Genomic DNA, 21,955 nt, shown 5'->3' with positions numbered 1-21,955 from the left:
GGTGTGGGGGGTGGTGGGTTCGCAGAGCTGTCCGACATCGGCGAGCGGGAGATGCTGCGTCATGGTCTCCACCGGGTCCGCCTGTACGAGGAGCAGCCCGGGATCGCGGCGCCCAAGGGGCATGCCCTGGAAGCACTCGACGACCAGGAGCAGGTGACCGCACGTGACCTCGAGGACGAGATGGTCCTCTACCGCGGTGTGGCCCCGGGGAAGGTCCGGGAGAGCCTGGACGTTGTCGCGGCGAACGTGGGATGTGTGGTCGCGCCCCGACCGCTGCTGCGCGGTATCAACCGCAGGGGTGTGGTGCACCGAGTTTTCGACGGGGCACCGGGTACCGGAATCGGGCTGGTCTGGCGCCGTGACCGCGATGACGAGGTGATCCAGCAGTTCGTCGGCATCTGCCGGGGTCGCCGCGCATCAAGCTCACGGTAGAAATAATTTCCAGGCCGACGATTGTCCGGCTGACCTGGGGGTAGTGGAACTGTTACCCCCGTCGGATATGATCTTCGTCACTCACATGCCGGAAAAGTCTGATAGACACGGTGTGGGCGAGCCCGCCCGACCCCTCGCGACTTTTCAAGGAAAGAGGACTTCAGATGAAGATCACCCGTTCCCGTTTCACCCGTCGGAGCGTCGGCTCCAGGTCGATGGCCGTCATCGCCGCCGGCGGACTGGTACTCGGTGCCGCCGCCTGCAGCGACGACGATGACGATTCGGACTCCACCGCCACCGCCACCGCTGCCTCCACCGAGGACGCCGACGCTGGTTCCGCCGGTTCCGACGGTGCCGACACCTCCGGCTCAGAGGGAGCTGACGGGGCGGAGGGCTCCGACGGCGGCTCGGGCGACGGCGAGGCCGTCACCGACGCCAGCCAGCTGCCCGAGGACATCGCCGCCGCCTACGAGCAGGCCGGTGGCGAGGCGGGGGCGCTCGGTGCGTTCAGTGAGTTCACCACCGACGGTGACAACACCCTGGCCACCTTCGCCAACGGCTGGATCACGTCCTCGCCCGAGACCGGTGCCCAGCCGCTCATCGGAGAGATCGGCAACACCTGGAACGAGGGCGGCGCCCTGCAGAACCCTGTCGGACTGCCGACCGCCCCGGAGACAGGTGACCCGGTCTCCGGCTGGGACCAGGAGTTCCAGAACGGCACCATCGGCTGGCACCCGGACGAGACCGGCACCTGGGCCGCGACCGAGTAGCCCGTTGATTTCACACGGTGTTCATCTCACAACCATGTGAGTAACACGTGCGCCCCCTAGCGTCGGGGGCATGACCACCATCGACACCACCACATCACCGGCAGGCCGCCCCGACGGGGCGGCCTGCGTCCGTCTACGCACCTACGTCATCGACACGTCCGTCCTCCTCTCGGACCCCTGGGCCCTGCTGAAGTTCGCGGAGCACAAGGTGGTGCTGCCGGTGGTGGTCGTCAGTGAACTGGAGGGCAAGCGTCAGCATCCGGAGCTCGGCTGGTTCGCCCGCCAGGCCCTCAATCTCCTCGAGGACTTCCGGCGCACTGAAGGGCGCCTCGACCGCGATATCACGGTCACCCCGGAAGGCGGCACCCTGCGGGTCGAGCTCAATCATTCCGATGAGTCGGTGCTCCCCGCCGGCCTGCGACTCACCGCCGGGTCCAAGCCGGACGGCGCCGACAATGACCGGCGTATCCTCACCTGCGCCCTGAACCTCAGTCGGGACGGTGACGCTGTCACGCTGGTCACCAAAGACGTCCCACTGCGGGTGAAGGCGGGCTCGGTCGGGCTCGACGCCGACGAGTACCGCGCCCAGGATGTCGTCCTCACCGGCTACGACGGTATGACGGAGGCCGAGGTGGATCCCACAGTCATCGACGACCTCTTCGCAACCGGGGCCACCGACGGGGCAGGGATCGTGGATGCGCGCCTCGACGACCACGGTGACCTGCTGTCCGATCTGCCGGTGCACTGCGGCGTGCAGCTCACCGCGGGCAGCCAGTCGGCGATCTCGCGGGTCGCCCCGGGTGGCGTCCTCCGGGCCGTGCCGAACGACCTGGAGGCCTTCGGCCTACGGGGACGAAGTGCCCGCCAGCGGCTGGCACTCGACCTGCTGCTCGACGAGGAGGTCGGCATCGTCTCCCTCGGCGGCTCCGCCGGCACCGGTAAATCCGCCCTCGCCCTGTGCGCCGGGCTGGAGAGCGTCATGGAGCGCAACCGGCACCGTAGGATCGTCGTCTTCCGGCCGATCTACGCCGTCGGCGGTCAGGACCTCGGCTACCTGCCGGGGGACGCCGACGAGAAGATGAACCCGTGGGCGCAGGCTGTCTTCGACACGCTCGAGGGGCTGGTCAGTGAGAACGTGCTCGACGAGGTCATCGACCGGGATCTGCTGGAGGTCCTGCCGCTGACGCATATCCGTGGCCGCAGCCTGCACGACAGCTTCGTCATCGTCGACGAGGCACAGTCCCTGGAGCGTAATGTCCTACTTACCGTGCTGTCCCGGATGGGGCGTAATTCGCGGGTCGTGCTCACCCACGATGTCGCCCAGCGGGACAATCTCAGGGTGGGACGCCACGACGGTATCCAGGCGGTCATCGAGAAGCTCAAGGGGCACCCGCTGTTCGCCCATGTGACCCTCACCAGATCCGAGCGATCGGCGATCGCCGAACTGGTCACGGACCTGTTGGAACGCGGTTGACGCGACCGTGTGCGCGTCGGGGTCCGCGACTCTACAATCATCGTCATGACATTCACCATCCGCCCCATGAGGGAGGGCGACTACCCACAGGTCGCGTCGATTCAGCAGGCCGGTATGAACACCGGCCACGCGACATATGAAGGTGAGACCGTCACGTGGGAGGAGTTCACGGCCCACCGGCGTCCCAACCTCATGTTCGTCGCGGACGAGGACGGCAAGATCCTCGGCTGGGTCACCGGATCCTGGTACTCACACCGGTCTGTGTTCAGTGGCGTGGTGGAGGACTCGGTCTACGTGTCCCCGGACGCCACCGGCAGGGGAGTGGCGGGTGCCCTCCTGGACCACCTCATCGAGAAGTCCACGGAAGCCGGATGCTGGTCCATCCACGCCGTGGTCTTCCCCGAGAACCCCGGTTCGATGAAGCTGCACCGTTCCCGCGGTTTCAAGGAGATCGGTACCGCCCACACGATGGCGAAGATGACCTACGGCCCGATGAAGGGGAACTGGCGGGACATCGTCAGCTTCGAGAAGGTCCTGGAGGGCGGTCCCGCCCACCCCGAGTATCAGGAGCGGGTCGTCAAGTCGGGCGAGAGTGATGAGCCCGAGGAATCCGCTGAGTCCGCTGAGTCCGCTGAGTCCGCTGAAGCTTCCTAGACTCTCCTGGCGTCCTGAACCTGCGCGAGAAGCCCCGGTCACTGTGACGGTGACCGGGACTTCGTGTACCGGGGCGGGGCCCGGGGAATCCGAGGAGGTGAGGACTACACCGACTACTCCACGGTTTCCTTGAGCTTTTCCTCACGGGTGAAGAAGAGGATGGCTGCGGCGACAAGAGCGAACGGGACCAGCACGGTGAAGATCGGCACGAGGCCGTCGTTGTAGCTGGTGATGATCGCCTCGTGCAGCGGCCCCGGCAGGCTGTCGACGAGAGCGGGGGTCAGGCTGTGGTTCTCACCGGAGAATATGGCGGTGTACTCGGCGGCCTTGTCCCCGAGGGACTGCAGGGCACCCGGCACACGGTCGGCCATGTTGTCCTGCAGACGCGAGGTGAACACGGAACCCACGACCGCGGAACCGACGGACATGCCGATCTGGCGGAAGAAGTTGTTCGATGCGGTGGCGGTTCCGACCATGGTGACCGGGAAGGAGTTCTGCACCATGAGAACGAGCAACTGCATCGCCATACCGATACCGAAGCCGAAGACGTAGAGGACCAGGCCGAGGTGCACCAGACCGTCGTGGGTCTCGAGACCACCGAGCAGGAAAAGGCCTACGGCGGTGATCAGCATACCGATGACCGGGTACCACTTGTACCGGCCGGTGCGGGACACGACGATACCGACAATGATCGAGGTCGGCAGCATACCCAGGACCATCGGGATCATCATCAGACCGGCCTTGGTCGGCGACATGCCGTGGACCATCTGGATGTAGGTCGGCATGTAGGCCAGGGTGCCGAGCATGACGACACCGATGATGATGCCGGACGCGGAGCAGAGCACGAAGTTGCGGCTCTTGAACAGTTCCAGCGGGATGATGGGAGCTGAGGCCCTGGACTCGGCGATGACGAAGAGGACGCCGCAGATGACGGTCGCGATGATGAGGCCGATGATGGTGGCCGAACCCCAGGCGTAGTCCTTGCCGCCCCAGGTGATGAAGAGGATCAGGCAGGTGGCGAAGCCGGCCATGAACAGGGTGCCCCAGATATCGAGTTTGGCACCTTCACCACGCTTCGGGACGTGCAGTGCGAAGAGGGAGATGGCGATGGCGATCAGGGCGATGGGGACGTTGAACCAGAGGGCCCAGCGCCAGCCGGGACCGTCGGTGAAGACGCCACCGAGCAGCGGGCCGAGCACGGAGGACAGGCCGAAGACGGCGCCCATCATGCCCATGTACTTGCCGCGCTGACGGGCCGGGACGACGTCGGCGATGATGGCCTGCGAGAGGACCATCATGCCGCCGCCACCGACACCCTGGATGGCTCGGGCGATGATGATGACCCAGATGTTCGGGGCCAGTGCACCGACCACTGAACCGGCGAGATACGTGCCCAGAGCGAAGATGAACAGCGGCTTGCGGCCGATCTGGTCACCGAGCTTGCCGTAGATCGGCAGGCCGATGGTCTGTGCCAGCAGGAACGAGGTGATGACCCAGCTCTGCTGGTCGGTGCCACCGAGCTCACCGACGACGGTCGGCAGTGCGGTGGAGAAGATGGTCTGTCCCAGCGAGACCAGCAGCATGCCCAGCATGAGGGCGCTGAAGACCAGCGGGACGTTGTTCTTGGGTGCGACCGCGGCAGTGTCCGTGGCCGCGGTGGACGCAGTCTGAGGCTGTGTCGCCTGCGTCTCCGTGTTGTTTTCCATAGGTGTCCTCGTCAGTGTTCTTCTCGGTCCAACAGTGTGGAATTGCGTGTGTCCGTTGTGTTCCGTGTGTCCCAGCCGTCCTGGTAGCCGTCGGCGAGACTGGTGAGGTCCCGTCCGGCTTTCAGGAGCATCTCCACCCGGCTGCTGTCATCGGCGCTGTAGATCAGTGGGCCGGTCACGATGACCTGGCGGAGGAAGGAGGTCAGGAAGGTCGCCTCCTGTTCCACGGAGAGATGGGGTAGCCGACGACGCTCAGGGAACGCGGTGAGATGCCGGCGGATGGTCTCCAGTGCCGTTCCCGCGAGCTGGTCGAACCGGTACAGGCCGGCCAGCATGAGGTACGGGGTCTCCTTGACGATCCTGCGGCGTCGGGCCTTGATCCTCAGGCTCGTCTCCCGGTCAGGGGAGAGTGCGAGCGAGGTGTCCGGGTCGTTGTCGACGCGTTCCCCGATGTAGCGGAGGATGTCGCGGACGATATTGTCGGAATCGGCGGTCGCGAAGGCGTCGAGTTCCCCGGGATCGAGCAGTGGGACGCCTGTCCCGGACGCGACCTGGTCCTTCGACTCGAAGTAGTTGAAGAAGGTGCGGCGGCTGATACCGGCTTTCTCGCAGATCTCCTCCAGGGTGACCTGGTCGAAACCACGCTCGAGGATCAGCTCAGTGCCGCAGTCCTCGATGCGTTGTCTCGTTTCCCGGCGCTTGCGCTCGCGCAGCCCCGGGCAGTCGGTGTTTCTCTCAGTCACGAGAGTCTGTTGTACACCGGGTGCATTCTTGCACGCAATGCAAATTTACCCTGAGTTAACCCGCAAAAGGGGTGGGCGCCTTGCGGTGACCTCCGTTAACTGTTACGGATGTCAGCTACTGCCCGGAGGGAGTTGCCTGGTGATGGCGCAGTGTCCACTGTTCACCCTCACGGACCCAGAGAGAGCTCCGGGCCACGGTGCCGGTGGCGCCGGAGGTCAGGTAGGTGAGCAGGAACACATCCGGGGCGATCTGTGATGTGCTGATATCTGCGGCACAGAGTTCATCGACCGCATCGAAGCCGACCAGCGGCGACAGGGCTTCCAGCGCCTCTGCGCGGGTGTACCGACGACCTGTGGCACCGATCTCCGTCATCTCCGGGTGCAGTAGACGGGACGCCAGCTCCCGGTCACCACGGACCGCATCGGAGAGCAGGGCGAGCTCGCGGTCGATGACGGCGTCCGCGTCGGAGGAACCCGCGGTGGCGGCCACCGGTGCCTGTGCCGGCGCTGCTGCCGGCGCCTCACCGGGAGCTGCAGCATGTGCGGGGGAAGGTGTGCCGTCGAAACCGGGGCCCTCCTGCGGGGTCTGCTTCTTCTGGAACGCGGTGGCCGCCGCATTCGCCCGGTGGTCGGCGGCCTCGTTCATCGGGTGCCCGGCGTGGCCTTTCACCCATTCGAACCGGACACGGCGCCCCTGCATTGCGGCATCGATGGCCTTCATCAGGTCGACATTGAGCACCTGCTTGCCGTCGCGCTTCTTCCAGCCCTTCTTCTTCCAGCCCGGCATCCACTTCGTCACGGAGTTGATGACGTACTGCGAGTCGCAGAGGACGAGCAGGTCCTCGTCGGCGCGTCCGGCGTCCGCGGTGGATTCCAGCAGATCGAGGACCGCCTTGAGCTCGCCCATGTTGTTCGTGCCGTGAGGCCAGCCGCCGGCACGCCAGGTGTCGTCGTCGATGTACCAGGCCCACCCGGCGGGGCCGGGGTTGCCGAGAGCGGATCCGTCAGCGGCTGCGGTAATTGTCATGCTGTTCACCGTACAGGTGGGTCCGGAGGTAACCGCCGGTGGCTGATACGTCGTCACCGGCGACCTGCTCCGGAGTGCCGGTGGCGACGATCTGTCCGCCGTCCGTACCGCCACCGGGACCCATGTCCACCACGAAGTCCGCATTGGCGATCATGTCGAGGTCATGCTCGATGACCAGGACGGTCGCTCCCCGGTCGCACAGCCGCTGCAGCACCTCCAGTAAAGTACGGACATCGAGCGGGTGCAGACCGACACTCGGCTCGTCAAGGACGAAGACGGCGTCCGACTGGTCGCGGTGGATCTCGTTGACCAGCTTGAGGCGCTGCGCCTCACCACCGGACAGGGCAGGGGTGGCCTCGCCGAGGGTGAGGTAACCCAACCCCAGTTCAGCGAACGCGGCGAGCCGACGCTGTACCCTCTTCAACCCCGGCACCGCCTCCAGTGCCTCGTCGACCGTCATGGCGAGCAGCTCCGGCAGGCTCACACCCTCGCGGCGGTACCGGTCAGCGTCGGGGGAGTACCGGGTGCCCCGGCAGTCCGGGCAGGGGACGTCGATATCCGGCAGAAACTGGACGTCCAGCGAGATCTGCCCGGTCCCCTCACAGCGCGGGCAGGCCAGGGACCTCTCCCTGGAACCGGTGTTGTAGGAGAAGTCTGAGGCGGTGAGCCCGTCCTCCGTCGCCTCCGGCAGACGGGCGAAGGCGGCACGGAGATCGTCCATCACACCGGAGTATGTCGCGACAGTGGACCGGACGTTGATGCCGATCGGTGTCGCGTCGACGACATGCACGGTGGTTCCGGTCGGGGCTTCCACCGCGGCAACGTGCGGTACCCGGTCACCCCGCAGTGCCGGGACCAGGGACTCGAGGACCAGAGTGGTCTTTCCGGAACCGGACATGCCGGTGACGGCGGTGAGTCTGCCGAGCGGAAACTCCACGGTCAGCGGGTGGACGGTGTGTACGGCAGAGGTCTCCACCCGGATCCGGCCGTCGGTGAAGACCTCGTCCGGTGCAGGCCGGTCACGGACGAGCACCTCCTCCTCGCCGGTGAGGAAACCGGCGAGCCGGGAGGTTCCGGACGCCTGGAGGTCAGCCACGGTCCCGGACGCCACGACCGTGCCACCGCCGCTGCCGGACGCCGGGCCGATCTCCACGAGATGGTCGGCCCGCCGCAGTACCCGGACATCGTGGTCGACGAAGACCACGGAGTTCCCGTCATCGAGCAGATCGGTCATGATGCCGAGCAATCCGTCGACATTCGCCGGGTGCAGGCCGATGGACGGCTCGTCCAGGACATAGAGGACGCCGGTGGTCCGGTTACGCACTGCCCGCGCCAGCTGCACCCGCTGGCGTTCGCCGGTGGAGAGGGTCGATCCCGCCCGGTCGAGAGAGAGGTAGCCCAGTCCCAGCCCCGTGAGCCGACGGGCCATGGACCGCAGGGTGTCCACCAGACGTCGGGCCATCGGGTACATCTCGGTCGGCAGGGCGTCCTCCACCCCGTCCGCCCAGTACAGGACATCGTGCAGTGGAAGAGCGGTGACCTCGGCGAGGTTGCGGGTCCCGGTGGCGGTGGTGATCTGCGGGGCGCGGGCAGCATCGGACAGTCGCGTCCCACCGCAGTCCGGGCAGACTCCTGTGGAGAGGAACCGTTCAACCTTCGCCAGTCGCTTGCCGGAGTCGTCGGCTCCGGCCCGCTCCAGTTCCTTGAGTACGGTCAGCCGGGCATTGCGGAAGGTGAAGTCCAGATCATGGACCCCCTTCACCGAGGTCACGGTGATGTGCTTCTTCTCCTCCGGCCCGTCGAGGACGATCTCCTTCTCGTCGTCGGTCAGCTGCGACCAGGGAAGGTCGGTACGCACGCCGAACTCCCGGGCGATGTCCGGCTGCACATTGAAGCCGAACATGTTCCACGGCACCACCGCGCCGTCATCCAGGGACCTCGAGGGGTCGGGCACGAGGGTGGCGTCATCCACGGTCCGTACTGCGCCGGTGCCGCCGCAGCGACAGCACGCACCCTCGGAATTGAAGGCGAGGGCCTCCGCGCCGGGAGCGTGGATCTCGGCGTGACACTCCGGGCAGAGCAACGGAGTCTCCGCGGCGACAGCGAGGGACGGCGGGACGCGGTGGCCGTTCGGGCAGAGGTGGGAGGCGAGCCGGGAGAACATCAGCCGCACGACATTGAGCAGCTCGGTGGAGGTGCCGAAGGTCGACCGCACGCCCGGTACCCCCGGACGCTGCCGGAGCGCGAGGGCGGCGGGAACGTGCTCGACGGCGTCCACATCCGCCCGGGTGGACTGCGTCATACGCCGTCGGGTGTAGGTCGACAGCGCCTCGATGTAGCGGCGGGAGCCTTCGGCGTAGAGGACGCCGAGAGCGAGCGACGACTTCCCGGATCCGGACACTCCGGCGATGCCGACCAGCCGGTGCAGCGGGATGTCGACGTCGATGTTCCGCAGGTTGTTCACCCGCGCCCCGCGGACGCTGATGTGGTCGGGGAGGGAAGACATGTCCACAATGGTAGGCGTGGGGCCGATGGCCGGGACACAGAAAGGCGCATGGCCGGCAGGAGTGTTTCTGCCGGCCATGCGCCGGGGTGATCCCGCCGCTGTGGGCGGGAGTCAGAGGTCAGTTACCGACCAGGCGGTGACTAGTCGCGGTCGGTGTTGGCCATGGCCAGCACGTCGAGGCGCTTGTCCAGCTCTTCCTCGGACAGCTTCTCCGGGACGAAGCCCATGTCGATGACGGTCTGACGGATGGTCTTGCCCTCCTTCAGCGCGGTCTTCGCGACCTTCGCGGCGGCCTCGTAGCCGATCGCGGAGTTCAGCGGGGTGACGATGGAGGGGGAGGACTCGGCCAGGGTCTTCATACGGTCCACGGCCGGCTCGATGCCGTCGACGAGACGCTCGGCGAAGACGCGGGAGGTGTTGGCCAGCAGCTTGGCGGACTCGAGGACGTTGCGCGCCATCATCGGGATGAAGACGTTGAGTTCGAAGTGGCCGGAGGCGCCGCCGAAGGCGATGGCGGCGTCGTTGCCGATGACCTGGGCGGCGACCTGGGTGGCGGTCTCGCAGAGGACGGGGTTGACCTTGCCCGGCATGATGGAGGAGCCCGGCTGCAGATCCGGCAGATGGATCTCGGCCAGACCGGTCAGCGGGCCGGAACCCATGAGGCGGATGTCGTTGGCGATCTTGTTCAGCGACACGGCGATGGTGCGCATGGCGCCCGAGAACTCGACCAGGGCGTCACGGGCGGCCTGGGCCTCGAAATGGTTCTCGGCCTCCTTCAGCTGCTCGACACCGGTGAGCTTCTTGAGCTCCTCGGTGACCTTGGCGCCGAAGTCGGCGGAGGTGTTCAGGCCGGTACCGGTGGCGGTGCCGCCGATGGCCAGCTCACCGAGGCGGGGCAGGGTCGCCTCGACTCGCCCGATACCGAGCTCGATCTGACGGGCGTAGCCGCCGAACTCCTGGCCGAGGGTGACCGGCACGGCGTCCATCAGGTGGGTACGGCCGGACTTGACGATGGCCTTCCACTCGGAAGACTTGGCGGCCAGCGACTCACGCAGCTGGGACAGGGCCGGGATGAGGTCGGTGACGGCGGCCTCGGTGGCGGCGACGTGGGTGGCGGTGGGGAAGGTGTCGTTGGAGGACTGCCCCATGTTCACGTCGTCGTTCGGGTGGATCTCCACACCGTTCTGCTTCGCCAGCGAGGCGATGACCTCGTTGGTGTTCATGTTCGAGGAGGTACCGGACCCGGTCTGGAAGACGTCGATCGGGAACTCGTCGTTGTAGGTGCCCTCGGCAATGGCCTTACCGGCGGCGATGATGGCGTCCGCCTTGGTGGCGTCCAGCGCACCGGAGTCCTTGTTGACCTGGGCGCAGGCGGCCTTCAGCAGACCCATCGCGCGGATCTGGGTGGCCTCCAGCGGACGACCGGAGATCGGGAAGTTTTCCACGGCACGCTGGGTCTGGGCACGCCACAGTGCGTCGACGGGCACCTTGACCTCGCCCATCGTGTCGTGCTCGATGCGGTATTCCTGCTCGCTCATGTGTCCTGCCATGTCCTTTACTTGGTGATGTGACGGGGACCATTGTGACCCACGCCGGTGACAGGTGCACCAGGCACCCCCGATTCCGGGGGTGAGGTCACCCTATTTTCAGATTCTCCGTCAGGGGATCAGACGTAGTCCTGGACGGAGTAGTCCTGCAGCTTCTGGAGCTGGTGGACGGCCTCGATACGACGGACCGTGCCGGAACGGGACCGCATGACCAGGGAGGTGGTGGTCGCACCGGACCTGCGGTAGGTCACGCCGTGCAGCAGGTCACCGTTGGTGACACCGGTGGCGACGAAATAGCAGTTGTCCGACTTCACCAGGTCATTGGTGGTGAGGACGGTGTCCAGTTCAAGGCCGGCGTCGAGGGCCTTCTGGCGCTCGGCATCGTCCTTCGGGGCGAGGATGCCCTGGATCTCGCCGCCCATGCACTTCATGGCGCAGGCGGTGATGATGCCCTCCGGGGTTCCACCGGTACCCATCATCAGGTCGACAGAGCTGGTGGCCATCGCGGCGTGGACCGCACCGGCGACGTCGCCGTCTCCGATGAGCCGCACCTTCGCGCCGGCGGCGCGGATCTCGGCGATGAGCTGGTCGTGGCGCGGACGGTCGAGGACCATGACGGTGACGTCGGTCGGATCGACACCCTTGGCCTTGGCGACGGCCTGCACGTTGTATTCGGTCGGGGCGGAGATGTCGATGACACCCGCGGCCTCCGGGCCGGTCGCGATCTTCTTCATGTAGAAGACGGCGGAGGGGTCGTACATCGAGCCGCGCTCAGCGGCGGCGAGCACGGAGATGGCGTTCGGACGGCCCTGGGACATCAAGGTGGTGCCGTCCACCGGGTCGACGGCGATGTCCACGTTGGCGCCCTCACCGGTGCCGACGTTCTCGCCGTTGAACAGCATGGGGGCCTCGTCCTTCTCGCCCTCACCGATGACGACCACGCCGTTCATCTGGACGGTGTTGATCATCGAACGCATCGCGTCCACCGCAGCACCGTCACCTTCGTTCTTCATGCCGCGTCCGACCCACTTGCCGGATGCGAGGGCGGCGGCCTCGGTGACGCGGACCAGCTCCATCGCGAGGTTGCGGTCGGGTGCCTTCATGGGGATGTCGGCGGGGACAGTGGGCTGAGCCGTCATGGCTACCAACTTTCTTTGATGTGCTTTGACAACGTGTCCCATTGTTCCACGTCGCCGCCGATTCCGGGCGAGGGGGTACCGCGTGACATAATCGACACCGTGAAGATCGAGAAGCCACGCATGTTCACCAACACCCGCGACCTCATCATCTCGCTGGGCGTCCTGCTGGTGGTGATGTTCTTCTCCGTCGGTTTCACCGGTCTGTGCAGTTTCAACCCAGGCTCGGCGGACAAGTCCGGTCCCGTGCAGGAGGTGGACATCGACACCATCCTCAAGACCGACGCCCGCGGGCTCGGTATCCCGGTGCGTCTGCCGGCCCTCCCGGACAACTGGGAGGCCAACTCCGGACGACGCACCATGGTCGACAATGAGCCGTCGTCGAAGGCCGGTTGGGTCATCGACGGGGAGGCCTATCTCGCGGTGACCCAGACCGTCGCCGAGCTGGAGGACGCCGTCAACGACGAGGACGGTGAGTACCGCGAGGAGACCGACACCTTCGTGGTGCCGGCCTCGAAGTCCTCCACCGGTGAAGACGTCACCTGGCAGATCTGGTCCGGTGACGACGTGAAGAAGATCTGGGCGGTCGACCTGGGGGATGTCCGCCTGCTGATCTCCGGTACCGCCACCCAGGCGCAGTACCGGACAATGGCCGAGGCGGTGACGAAGGCCGAGCCGCTGGAGACGGGGGCGTCGTCCTCCACCCCGGGCGTGCCTACTCCGACGGAGTGACGTCGCGCTTCGCCAGTGCGTCCTCCACCCGCTTCGACGCGCCGTCGAGGTACTGCTCGCAGTAGGCGGCCAGTGCCTCGCCCCGTTCCCAGTAGTGCAGTGATTCGTCGAGACTCATCTGGCCGAGCTCGAGGATCTTGACGACCTCGATGAGTTCGTCGCGGGCGGCCTCGTAGCTGAGCTCCTCGAGCGGGCGGAAGGTCTGCTGGGTGTTCTGGTCACTCATCGGTGGACTCCTCGGTTCCTGTGTCCGGTGCTGTCTGTGTGTTCGTCGGGGACTTCTGTACCGCCATGGCCGCCGCGGTCACCGAGCCGTCGAGCACGCGGATGCGCAGCTGTGATCCCGGCTCGACATCGTCGACAGTGGTGACGACCTGGGGTGGGGTGTGGTCCCTGGGGACGACCTGGACGACCGCGTAGCCGCGACTGAGGGTCTGCGAGGGGCCCAGCGCGTTGACCCGGGCCCGCAGGGACTCGACCTGGTGCCGGGCGGTCCGGACGAGGACGCCGAGTGCACGGTCGTTGCGGGAACGGGCGTCCTCCACCATGTCCCTCGCGCGGCTGATCGGCAGCATGGGATCGGCCAGTACCGGCCGGGAGCGGACCGAGGCCAGGCCCCGTTGCTCATTCGCTACCCAGGAGCGCAGTGCCGCTGCGGCGCGTCCCCGCAACTCCGCGATGAGCGAAAGCTCGGCGGCGACATCGGGGACGACGCGTTTGGCGGCGTCGGTGGGGGTGGCGGCACGCAGGTCGGCGACATTGTCGAGGACCGGATTATCCGGCTCATGGCCGATCGCGGAGACCACCGGGGTGGTCATGGAACTGACCGCCCGGGCCAGCGCCTCCTCGGAGAAGGGGAGGAGGTCCTCCACTGATCCGCCACCACGGGCGACGATGATGACGTCCACCCGGGGGTCATCATCCAGGGTCCGGAGGGCGGCGAGGATCGCAGGGACCGCCTGGGCGCCCTGGACCGGTGTGTTGATTGTCTCGAACTGCACCGCCGGCCAGCGGTCACGGGAGACCGAGATGACGTCGTGTTCGGCGGCGGACTCGCGTCCGGTGATCAGACCGATGCGGTTCGGGAGGAAGGGGAGCGGACGCTTGAGGCGGGGGTCGAACAGGCCCTCGGCGGCCAGTGCCCGCTTGAGTTCCTCGATGCGGGCGAGCATCTCGCCGACCCCCACCGGGCGGATCTGTGAGACCCAGAGGGAGAAAGTGCCGCGCCCGGCGTAGTAGGCGGGCTTGCCGTAGACGACGACGCGGTCGCCGTTCTTCACCGGTACGGGGAGGTTGCGGAGCATCTGCGTCGAACAGGTCAACGGGATCGACTGCTCCTGGGAGACGTCACGCAGGGTGATGTAGGAGAGTTTCCACGACGGCTTCATGTTGAGCTGTGTGATCTGCCCCTCCACCCAGAGATGGCCGAGCCGCTCGATCCAGCCCTTGACCTTCTCGTTGACGGTATGGACGTGCCACGGGGAGTCCGCTGTGGTGGGACCCGGGGATTCTGACATGCCTCTGATTGTAGAGATCTGTCAGAGATCGAGGGGGGCGTCGTCACTGCGGTGACGGGCGGTCCGCGAGGACTCTTCACGGGCACGCCGACGCTCACTGGCCGCGCGAAGTTCCTCGGCGGTGCGGGTGCGGATCTCCGGCTGCTCCGGAGAGCTGACGGACGCCGGGGACGCAGCGGGTGTCGACGCTGCGTCAGATGAGGAGGCGGCGTCACCGGTCCTGGGACGGCGCGGTGGACGGGTCACGGTGCGGGCACGCTGGGCCGAGCGGGCACGTTCGGCGGTGTCCTCACGTTCCCGGTCCTCACGTTCCCGGTCACGGTCAGCGGAACGCTCGATGTCACGCACCCTGGAGGTGACGCGACGGTTGTCCTCCTCAGCGGCTGCGGTGCGCCGACGACGCTGGCGGGCGAGGCGTAGTGCGCGCTCGCGGGCGGCGGCGTCCAGACGCTGGCGGATCAACGCGATGAGCAGGCTGACAAGGAAGGTGACGAGCAGCCAGAGGTAGTTCTCGACCGCGGGGAAGACCGCGGTGAGCAGGGCAGTCTTCCGGTTTCCGTCGGAGAAGGACGCACGGTCGGCGAAGTAGCCGATCACGGTGATGCCTCCGAACCAGGCGAACGGGACCGTGACGACCGTGAGGAAGAGGCCCCGCAGTTCGACCAGCGCAGTGCACACGATCGAGGACAGGAAGAACAGCACGAGGTAGACGGCGCTGATCTCCCCGAGGACAACCCCGGTGAACACGACCGCCACCGCGACGAGCAGCGGTGCCCACGGGGGGATGAAGCCCCACCGGTTCAGGGGCACGTCTTCCGGAGCTTGGGGGTCATTGGTCACGGGCAGTCATGCTACAGGACGGGCCCGTCACTTCGCCGTGTCGTCCGGTGTGTCGGTGGCGTCTGTCACGGTCAGACCCTTGCGGGTGAGACGCCACTCCCGCCACCGACGGGCGGCGTCCTCGTTGCGTTCGGCACCTTTCGCCCCGTCCTCGGTGGCGAAGTTGATCTCCTCGGCCTTCTTCTCGCCGGTGGACAGGTCGGTGAGGTCTCCGATGTATCGCATGATCTCCGCGATCATCGCGGCGACCGGGACGGCGAGGAAGGCGCCGATGATGCCCCACAGGCCACCACCGACGGTGACGGACAGCAGTACGACCACCGGGTGCAGGTTCATGGCGCGGGACTGCAGGACCGGGGACAGGATATTGCCCTCGAGCTGCTGGACGGCGATCACGATGATCAGGACGATGATCGCGGTGGTGAAGTCATTGCCGACGAGGGCGACCAGGACCGACAGGGCACCGGCGGTGAAGGCACCGACGATGGGGATGAAACCGGCGAAGAAGGTGATGATCGCCAGCGGCCCGGCCAGCGGGACCCCGAGGATGAACAGTCCGAGTCCGATGAAGAAGGCGTCGATGAAACTGACGATGGCCTGGGTGCGGATGAAGCCGCCGAGCGTGTTCCAGCAGCGGGTGAGAGCTTCGGTGATGTGCCAGCCGACGCGACGGCCGGTGACCCGACGGACCATCGGGAGGAACTTCTCGCCGTCCTTGAGGAAGAAGAAGGTGAGGACCAGGACGACAACCAGAGTGACGATGGCCGAGGTCACGGCGGAAACGCCGGCGACGGCGGTCTGGGTGATCTGGTCGGTGCTGTCCTGGAGCCAGTTGGTGGCCTGGTCGATGGCGTTGTCGATCTGGTCGCTCTGCAGCTCCAGAGGCGGGCCAGCGACCCAGTCCTGGATCTTCTGGACCCCCTCGGTGCCCTTGTCCACGAGCTCACCGGCCTGGTCGACCACACTCGGGGCGATCGCGGCGATGATGCCCGCGAAGACGCCGAAGAAGACCAGTAGCGAGGTCAGGACGGCGAGAGGGTTGGGAAAGTGCCACTTCCGCAGCTGCCGGGACAGCGGCCACAGCACCGTACAGACGATGATCGAGAGGATGATCGGCAGGATGCCCGCCCACAGTTTCGCCGAGCCGATCCAGAGGATGTAACCGGCGGCGGCGATGACGAGAAAGCGGAGACACCAGCCGGCGAACCAGCGCATCGAGGTACCGATGACCTCGGCCCGGTCGCGGATCTCCTCCTGGTGGTCGGGGATGCCGTTGTCGTCGGCATCCCCGCCGGTCACCTCGGTGACGTCGGGGAGGAGTCGGGGGTCCTGCACCCCGTCGGTGTCCGCAGGCTGCTTGAGGAGCTTGTCCTGCTCCTCGGGCAGGGGTACCGCAGACTCGGCGGGTATGGGACCGGACCCCATGAGGAAGTCGGCGAAATCGCGTCCTCCGGTCATGTCGCGGGGATCACGACTGTCCGGGGAACCGGAGGATCCGTTGCTCCCGGTGGACGGGGTTCCGTTCTGTTCACTGCTCACCCGCCCCATTGTGCCCTACCGGGGGAGCAGTGTCAGCGACTGCGCTGCACGAAGACGGCGCAGTGCCCGTCAGTGACCGTGGATGATGAGTTCGGCGTCCGTGGTACCCGGGAGAGTCCCGAGATCGCCGGCCTCCTCGTCGACCTTGCCGCGCAGGGCGAGTGCGGAGAGGACGAGACCACCCCAGATGACGACGATGAACAGGACCAGCATGGCGACAGCTCCGGCGCTCATGATCGGTCACCTTCCTTCTCAGTAGTGGTTGTGGCCGCGGCTGTGGCGAAGCGGTTGGGCGCCTTGGCGTCACGCGTGCCGACCGGGACACCGAAATCGGAGCCGGGAACACCGTCGAGGACGCGGGCATTCTTGTACTTCACGAAGACCATGGCCACTCCGGCGATGGCGATGATGATGAGGACCATCCAGCCGAGGCCGAAGACCTGGCCGGAGGTGTAGTCCTCGTAACCGTCCTGGATGAGGTTGATGACTTCCTTCACCAGGGTGTAGATCAGCACCAGCGGAGTGATGACGAAGGCGCAGAACTTCCAGATCGGGCCGACGCGGAACGTGGAGACCGCGTTGAGGTGGCGCTCGATCTCGGTGGAACGTCGCAGGACGTAGGCGATGACCACCGTCGCGAGAATCGCACAGAACACTATGCCGAGGTTGTTGGTGAACTTGTCGACGATGTCGACGCTCATCAGGCCCGCGGAGCTCGAGAAGACCAGGCAGGAGATGACGGCCATCGGAACGCCGACCAGGATAGCGACGCGGCGACGGTCGACACCGATCTTGTCGGCGATGGCGGAGACGACGACCTCGATGATGGAGATCAGCGACGTCAGACCGGCGATGAAGAGGCTGCCGAAGAACAGGACGCCGAACAGGCCGCCGGCGGGCATCTCGTTGATGATCGCCGGGAACGCCATGAAGGACAGGCCGATACCGGAGGAGGCGACCTCGTCGACCGGGACGTTCTGCTGGACGGCCATGAAGCCGAGCGCGGAGAAGACACCGATGCCGGCGAGGACCTCGAAGGAGGAGTTCGCGAAGGCGGTGACCATGCCGGTGGCGGTGAGATTGGACCGCGGCTTGAGGTAGGAGGCGTAGGTGATCATGATTCCGAAACCGATGGACAGGGAGAAGAAGATCTGTCCGTAGGCGGCGATCCAGACACTCGAGTCGGTGAGTGCCGACCAGTCCGGGGAGAACAGGGCGTCGAGACCGGTGGAGGCACCGTCGAGGAAGAGGGCGCGGATGACCATGATGACGAACAGGATGACCAGGATCGGGATGAAGATCATGCCGACCCGTCCGATTCCGGCCGAGACATTGAGGGCGAGCACGCCGATGGTGATGATCCAGACGATGATCATGGCGATGAGAATCGGCCAGACGAAGTTGCCGGAGAAGATTCCGCCGTCACTGAGCTTGTCGGACTCGAGGAAGTCATTGGCGAAGTACTCGTCGGGGGTGTCACCCCAACCCTTGTTGAAGGACTTGAAGATGTACAGGCCGGCCCAGGCGAGGATCACGGCGTAGTAGAGGCCGATGAACGCGGCGACACCGGTCTGGAACCAGCCGATGACCTCAGCCTTGGGATGCAGACGGCGGAAGACCATCGGGGCGGAACCGCGGAAGCGGTGACCGAGGGCGAAGAACAGCCACAGCAGCGGGATACCCGCAGTGAACAGCGCGAACAGATAGGGAATGAGGAACGCGCCACCGCCGGACTCATAGGCGACATAGGGGAAACGCCAGATGTTGCCGAGCCCCACAGCGGACCCGATGGCGGCGAAGATGAAGAGCATCCGCGAGTTGAATGTGTCGCGGTTGACCTTCACCTCCGTGCCGTGGCTGGTATCGGACATGATGTAAGTCCTTCTCGATAGTGACCGTCAGATTTGATGGAACAACAGTAGCCCCACAGTGAACTGGCGGGAAAGGGGGAGGGGTCAGGACTCGGGGCATCACCGGTTAGGATGGTCCCCGTGTCTCTTACTCTCGGTATCGTCGGACTGCCCAACGTCGGCAAGTCCACCTTGTTCAATGCTCTGACCCGCAACGACGTGCTCGCCGCGAACTACCCCTTCGCGACCATCGAGCCGAACGAGGGGATGGTGGAGCTTCCGGACCCGCGGCTGACGCGGCTGTCCGAGATCTACGGGTCCGAGCGGATCCTCCCGGCGACGGTGACCTTCGTCGACATCGCCGGCATCGTGAAGGGTGCTTCGGAAGGCGAGGGCATGGGCAACGCATTCCTCGCCAACATCCGTGACGCCGACGCGGTGTGTGAGGTCGTCCGTGCGTTCTCCGACGACAACGTCATCCACGTCGACGGCCGTGTCGACCCGCAGTCCGACATCGCGGTCATCGAGACCGAGCTGATCCTCGCCGACCTGCAGACCATCGAGAAGGCCCTGCCGCGGCTCCAGAAGGAAGGACGCAAGGACAAGGAGAAGGCCGAGGAGGCGGTCGCCGCCGAGGCTGCGCAGAAGATCCTCGAGGACGGCCGGACGCTGTCATCGGCCGCGAAGAAGGGTGAGATCGACCTCGCGCCGATCCGTGACCTCCACCTGATGTCCGCCAAGCCCTTCCTCTACGTCTTCAATTCCGATGAGGCAGTGCTCACCGACGAGGCGAAGAAGCAGGAACTACGCGATCTGGTTGCCCCGGCAGACGCGGTCTTCCTGGACGCCGCGACCGAGTCCGAGTTGCTGGAACTCGACGATGATGAGGCCGCCGAGTTGCTGGCCTCCGTCGGCCAGGATGAGCCGGGTCTGGCGACCCTGGCGAAGGCAGGGTTCAACACCCTGGGTCTGCAGACCTACCTGACCGCCGGCCCGAAGGAGTCCCGCGCCTGGACGATCCCGCAGGGTGCGACCGCCCCGCAGGCCGCCGGCGTGATCCACACCGACTTCGAGCGTGGCTTCATCAAGGCCGAGATCGTCGGCTTCGACGACCTCGACGAGTACGGCTCCGTCGCCGAGGCCCGCACCCACGGCAAGGTCCGCCAGGAGGGCAAGGACTACGTCATGCAGGACGGCGACGTCGTGGAATTCAAGTTCAACGTGTAGTGCCGGGTTTCCCGTCATAGACACGTCTCGTGATCATATCGTTCAGCAACCACGACCATCGCCGTTCCGTTGGATCTGCGCTCTACGCGTGGGACGACGGCGATCGTGCCCTTGCCGCCGCAGACCTTGTCGTCGAAACCGAAGGTCCCTGCCCAGGGCACCCGGAGAGTCCGGGTCTCGGAGTTGTGGGAGCGTGCCGAGCGGAAAAGCTGGGAATCCCAGAGTCGGAGTGTGCTGCTGTCGGTGCAGGTCATGTACTCGCGTCTGGTGTTGACGACGTTGACCTGCTTGCCCGGATGCGCAGAGAGCGTGGCCGGTCTGAACCCGTGCTCACCGACCTCGAGCCGGGGCGCGGGTCTGCCCGGTAGGGGCATCTCGGGCGGGTCAATTCAGGATTCGTGGTCGCCGGCGGTGTGGAGGTCGAAGCCACCGGTGGTACGGGATACGTGACTGTGAATCCCGGAGCGCACGCGTCGCAGACGCGGGCTGGGTGAACCAGCCTGTCTCCCCACGTCGGCCCTCTTTGTCAGGCTGTGTGTGAGTCACTTCGACTCGCACACAGAGAGGAGCCCAGGCGATGAGTATCAGCCCGGGTTACACCGACAACGAGATCAGGGAAATCGTCTACGCCTACGAGCAGCAGCCCTACGGTGGCAAGGGCGCTTGGCTCAATGACCGGGGCATCACACCCCGACAGCTGCAACGCTGGAAGAGAGCGGTCTTCAACGGCGATCTGGACCGTGGACTGGCCCCCAGGCAATCTGATGGTATGCCTTCGTCATCTCAACGCCGTCAGACCTCCGCATCCCAGGATGCGAAGACACGCCGTATCGCTGAACTCGAAGCGCGCGTCAATGAGCTGGAGGCGACCAATGATGCACTGGGAAAAGCTATCGGGCTCTTGCACGAGATCACCGCGCACGGGCCCGACGACAACCGGGAGCAGAGGAATCCCTCCGATTCCTGAACCAGGAAAACACCCTGGTCAATGAGTTGAAACGACCAGAATGCCTGGGGTCGCTGCGCAAGGCGTTGGAGCTCGTTGACCTGTCCCGGTCGACGTGGCACTACCGTCATCATCCCCGTACCACGGTGTCCAGTCCGGTCCATCAGGCTGACCGTGCCTACGAGTCACGCATCGACCTGTTCGACCGGGCGGTCATCGCCGTATTGATCCAGGTGGCCTGGGCCGCGGGAAAGTCGGTGGACTATGCGTTCGCCACCGCGTGGGACGCCGGGATCATGATCGCGCAGCGCCGGTCATGGTGGCGTATCGCCGCGGGCCTGGACCAGGCCCACCGGCCTGTCGCCCCGACCAAAGGCACCGGCACGTCGAAAAAGCGGGCCACACCGGTGGTGGTGGCTAAAGCCCCGGGTGAAGTGTGGAGTTGGGACATCACGGATCTGAAGTCACCGTATACCGGGAAGTCATTCAAGGCGTATTCGGTGATCGACATCTACTCGCGGATGATCATCGCCTGGCGAGTCGAGGAACGCGAGGACCAGGATCTGGTCAACGAGATGTTCACCCAGGCGGTTGAAGCCTACGGGCCGCCGAAAGTGGTGCACTCCGACAACGGGGCGGTGATGAAGTCCAACGATTTGAAGACCCTGCCCGGTTGGAAAGGCATCGAGATGAGTCACAACCGGCCGTACGTGTCGAACGACAATCCGTACTCCGAATCGGAGTTCCGCACGATGAAGTACCGGCCCAACTATCCTGGCGTCTTCGACTCAGTCGAGGCTGCGCGGGCGTTCCTGCGGTCGTGTGTTCCCTGGTACAACACCTGCCACAAGCACTCCGGCATTGAGCTGTTCAGCCCGCAGGACGTTTTCGACGGGACGTGGAAAGCCAAGCACAAGGTCCGCGACAAAGCGTTGCAGCGCTAATTCGCCCGGTATCCGGAGCGGTTCCGGGGCAGGCCGAAGACCCGGAAGCCGGCGGACGTCGTCGGGATCAATCACGAGCAGGAAGCAACCGTTTAGGGTCGGGTGACTCCACACAGGTTGACATCGAGCGGACCGGGTGGTCTGGTCCCAGCAGACCACTCCCTCGGGTCGTATTCCGGCGCGGCTTCAGGGGGCTTCACATCTGCGTCAGGCACGGATCGGGCGCATCGTGGCACAGTGCGGCCGATCCGTGCCTGACGCAGACCTGCTGCACGAGTGGTCAGTGCGGCGTACGGATCACTCCGTGGGGCCGCCTCCTGACAGCATGCCTGGCCTGTAGAAGCATGGGGATGAAACGCTCTCCG

Annotated in this window: 20 protein-coding genes; 8 read left to right on the top strand and 12 right to left on the bottom strand. The window is 65.8% G+C overall.

Annotation, left to right across the window (positions count from 1 at the left end; genetic code table 11):
- The 4 genes from Q0A27_RS06125 to Q0A27_RS06110 all read left to right on the top strand — a co-directional run.
- A partial coding sequence (locus Q0A27_RS06125) for a hypothetical protein (protein WP_291474181.1) occupies positions 1-432 on the top strand: 432 nt, incomplete at its 5' end.
- Positions 433-596: 164 nt separating this feature from the next.
- Positions 597-1,202, top strand: a complete 606-nt coding sequence (locus Q0A27_RS06120; protein WP_291474180.1) for a hypothetical protein — start codon at positions 597-599, stop codon at positions 1,200-1,202.
- Between the two features lie 70 nt (positions 1,203-1,272).
- Positions 1,273-2,676: a PhoH family protein gene (locus Q0A27_RS06115; protein ID WP_291474179.1), complete on the top strand. Its 1,404-nt coding sequence runs from the start codon at positions 1,273-1,275 to the stop codon at positions 2,674-2,676.
- Between the two features lie 45 nt (positions 2,677-2,721).
- Positions 2,722-3,330 carry a GNAT family N-acetyltransferase gene (locus Q0A27_RS06110; RefSeq protein WP_291474178.1) on the top strand — a complete coding sequence of 203 codons (609 nt, stop codon included), beginning with the start codon at positions 2,722-2,724 and terminating at the stop codon, positions 3,328-3,330.
- 113 nt (positions 3,331-3,443) lie between these two features.
- Here Q0A27_RS06110 and Q0A27_RS06105 read toward each other — a convergent pair whose 3' ends face one another.
- The 6 genes from Q0A27_RS06105 to glpX form a co-directional block, all read right to left on the bottom strand.
- On the bottom strand, positions 3,444-5,036 hold the full coding sequence (locus Q0A27_RS06105) for an MDR family MFS transporter (protein ID WP_291474177.1): 1,593 nt from the start codon (positions 5,034-5,036) through the stop codon (positions 3,444-3,446).
- Between the two features lie 11 nt (positions 5,037-5,047).
- Positions 5,048-5,779, bottom strand: coding sequence for a TetR family transcriptional regulator (locus tag Q0A27_RS06100; protein ID WP_291474176.1), 732 nt, complete (start codon positions 5,777-5,779; stop codon positions 5,048-5,050).
- A gap of 115 nt (positions 5,780-5,894) precedes the next feature.
- Positions 5,895-6,806, bottom strand: coding sequence for an RNase H family protein (locus Q0A27_RS06095; RefSeq protein ID WP_291474175.1), 912 nt, complete (start codon positions 6,804-6,806; stop codon positions 5,895-5,897).
- On the bottom strand, positions 6,784-9,312 hold the full coding sequence (locus Q0A27_RS06090; RefSeq protein WP_291474174.1) for an excinuclease ABC subunit UvrA: 2,529 nt from the start codon (positions 9,310-9,312) through the stop codon (positions 6,784-6,786). The genes Q0A27_RS06095 and Q0A27_RS06090 overlap by 23 nt, the downstream gene beginning before the upstream one ends.
- A gap of 140 nt (positions 9,313-9,452) precedes the next feature.
- A complete protein-coding gene (locus Q0A27_RS06085) occupies positions 9,453-10,850 on the bottom strand; it encodes a class II fumarate hydratase (protein WP_291474173.1) in 1,398 nt (465 codons plus the stop codon).
- Between the two features lie 128 nt (positions 10,851-10,978).
- On the bottom strand, positions 10,979-11,998 hold the full coding sequence (gene glpX, locus Q0A27_RS06080) for a class II fructose-bisphosphatase (protein ID WP_291474172.1): 1,020 nt from the start codon (positions 11,996-11,998) through the stop codon (positions 10,979-10,981).
- A 99-nt stretch (positions 11,999-12,097) separates the two neighbouring features.
- Between glpX and Q0A27_RS06075 the strand changes: the two genes are divergently transcribed.
- Positions 12,098-12,727 (top strand): DUF4245 domain-containing protein, encoded by a 630-nt coding sequence (locus tag Q0A27_RS06075; RefSeq protein ID WP_291474171.1) that lies wholly within the window; start codon positions 12,098-12,100, stop codon positions 12,725-12,727.
- Here Q0A27_RS06075 and Q0A27_RS06070 read toward each other — a convergent pair.
- The 6 genes from Q0A27_RS06070 to Q0A27_RS06045 are packed head-to-tail and all read right to left on the bottom strand — an operon-like array spanning position 12,711 to position 18,494.
- Positions 12,711-12,953 (bottom strand): exodeoxyribonuclease VII small subunit, encoded by a 243-nt coding sequence (locus Q0A27_RS06070; RefSeq protein WP_291474170.1) that lies wholly within the window; start codon positions 12,951-12,953, stop codon positions 12,711-12,713. The two genes, Q0A27_RS06075 and Q0A27_RS06070, sit on opposite strands and share 17 nt — an antisense overlap.
- Positions 12,946-14,244, bottom strand: a complete 1,299-nt coding sequence (gene xseA, locus Q0A27_RS06065) for an exodeoxyribonuclease VII large subunit (protein ID WP_291474169.1) — start codon at positions 14,242-14,244, stop codon at positions 12,946-12,948. Before xseA ends, Q0A27_RS06070 begins: the two co-directional genes overlap by 8 nt.
- Positions 14,245-14,265: 21 nt before the next feature.
- Positions 14,266-15,084, bottom strand: a complete 819-nt coding sequence (locus Q0A27_RS06060) for a DUF6542 domain-containing protein (RefSeq protein ID WP_291474168.1) — start codon at positions 15,082-15,084, stop codon at positions 14,266-14,268.
- A gap of 27 nt (positions 15,085-15,111) precedes the next feature.
- Complete coding sequence (locus Q0A27_RS06055) at positions 15,112-16,632, bottom strand: AI-2E family transporter (protein WP_291474167.1); 1,521 nt, start codon at positions 16,630-16,632, stop codon at positions 15,112-15,114.
- A gap of 60 nt (positions 16,633-16,692) precedes the next feature.
- Positions 16,693-16,857: a methionine/alanine import NSS transporter subunit MetS gene (gene metS, locus Q0A27_RS06050; protein ID WP_291474166.1), complete on the bottom strand. Its 165-nt coding sequence runs from the start codon at positions 16,855-16,857 to the stop codon at positions 16,693-16,695.
- A complete protein-coding gene (locus tag Q0A27_RS06045; RefSeq protein ID WP_291474165.1) occupies positions 16,854-18,494 on the bottom strand; it encodes a sodium-dependent transporter in 1,641 nt (546 codons plus the stop codon). Before Q0A27_RS06045 ends, metS begins: the two co-directional genes overlap by 4 nt.
- A 120-nt stretch (positions 18,495-18,614) precedes the next feature.
- On the opposite strand from Q0A27_RS06045, the gene ychF reads away from it, so the two are divergent.
- From ychF to Q0A27_RS06030, 3 genes are all read left to right on the top strand, one after another.
- The gene (gene ychF, locus Q0A27_RS06040; RefSeq protein ID WP_291474164.1) at positions 18,615-19,700 is read left to right on the top strand and encodes a redox-regulated ATPase YchF; all 1,086 of its coding nucleotides are present in this window, start codon (positions 18,615-18,617) and stop codon (positions 19,698-19,700) included.
- Between the two features lie 577 nt (positions 19,701-20,277).
- Entirely contained in the window at positions 20,278-20,667 is a 390-nt protein-coding gene (locus Q0A27_RS06035; RefSeq protein ID WP_291474163.1) for a hypothetical protein, read from the top strand.
- A gap of 26 nt (positions 20,668-20,693) precedes the next feature.
- Complete coding sequence (locus tag Q0A27_RS06030; RefSeq protein WP_291474162.1) at positions 20,694-21,590, top strand: DDE-type integrase/transposase/recombinase; 897 nt, start codon at positions 20,694-20,696, stop codon at positions 21,588-21,590.
- The last annotated feature ends 365 nt before the right edge of the window (positions 21,591-21,955 follow it).

The sequence above is a fragment of the Corynebacterium sp. genome (assembly GCF_022712275.1).
In the GTDB taxonomy this organism is placed as follows: Bacteria; Actinomycetota; Actinomycetes; order Mycobacteriales; family Mycobacteriaceae; genus Corynebacterium.
This window is presented reverse-complemented; position numbering and strand designations above follow the sequence as displayed.